At 40.2% G+C, this 1326-nt stretch carries 2 protein-coding genes; both read left to right on the top strand.

Annotation, left to right across the window (positions count from 1 at the left end; translation table 11 throughout):
• A partial coding sequence (locus BM090_RS18055) for a T9SS type A sorting domain-containing protein (protein WP_143084052.1) occupies positions 1 to 363 on the top strand: 363 nt, incomplete at its 5' end.
• Between the two features lie 61 nt (positions 364 to 424).
• A partial coding sequence (locus tag BM090_RS18050; protein WP_221405439.1) for a hypothetical protein occupies positions 425 to 1326 on the top strand: 902 nt, incomplete at its 3' end.

The raw sequence follows: 1326 nt of genomic DNA, 5'->3' as shown, positions 1-1326 counted from the left end.
GATAGTCCAAGTCCTGCTTTTTACGATTTGTATTTTATGAAAGTGGGCGGTATTGGCTTGCCGTATTTGCCCGAGACGGATAGTAGTTGGTTGGTGACGAGCAGCAAGCCAGTTTTGAGCAGTGGTGCGAAGGTTAGTATCTACCCAAACCCCGCGCGAGAGGTATTGCATATTGAGAGGTCAGGTGTAACAGGTGTTCTTTCTGTTATGTTACAAAACGTACTGGGTAAAATAATGTATGAAGGAGAGATGTCGGAGTCATCAACGCTTTCTTTGTCAGGGTATGCCAGTGGTCTTTATTTCCTTAGAGTTCGTGAAGGCTCCTCATTATTGTTAGAGCAAAAAGTATTGATAACAGAATAGTGAAGAATAGTTATCGCCGTGTCTTAGATTAGACACGGCGATACATTAAACGAATAAAGAAATGAAGAAAGTATTACTAATGATTTTTGGCATAATGTATTGCATTGCACTCAATGGCCAAACAGTGATGTGGGAGAAGGCGTATAATCTTCAATACGCGGATTTTGCAGATGCGATAGAGAGTACTGGTCAAGGTAGTTATTTATCGTTATGCAGTAGTCATAAGTATGGAGTCGTTAATTCATATATGGGTGTTTGTGCTGTAAAAATCAATTCATTAGGGGATACAGTATTTGTGAAAGATTTAAATGTATCGGTAGGTACACTCAAAAATATAAGTATGACGAAAGATTCTTTTGGTAATTACTGGGCAGCGGTCAATTCATGGTATTTCGATTATTTAGTTCATGTGCTGAAGTTAGATAGTAATGGGGTGGTTTTAGCACATTATACGATAGATGATGTTAGTGTGAGTGCAGGTGTATTGTATTCGAGCCGCATCAAATTTTTGCCAGATGGAGATTTGTTGATAGTAGGTCAGACGTTGGGAAGTAGTGTGTCGGGTATGATTCACGATGCCTTTGTGACGCGTATGTCAGGTACAGGTATAGTAAAGTGGACAAGGTATTACAATTTGGGTTATTACACAGAGGGCTATTATGTGGAGGGTATGGCGAATGGCCATTATTGGGTATCAGGTAGTGCGTATTCGGATATATGGGGCATGGAGTTGGATACGAGTGGTAATGTGGTACGTGAGCATATTTTTTATAGTACTCCGACCTATGCGAAGATAAATGGAGCGTATGTTCAGCAGCTTCCGAATCAGAAGTATTTGGTGATAGGGGGTTCTGTTTGGACAAATCCAGTAAGGCGTTATGTAGGCTTATATGATAGTAATTATAATTTGGTATGGCAGCAACCCGAACAAGTGGGTAATTGTTTTCCTGCATACATTACCAG

It is taken from the genome of Flexibacter flexilis DSM 6793 (assembly GCF_900112255.1).
GTDB classification, from domain to species: Bacteria; Bacteroidota; Bacteroidia; order Cytophagales; family Flexibacteraceae; genus Flexibacter; species Flexibacter flexilis.
This window is presented reverse-complemented; position numbering and strand designations above follow the sequence as displayed.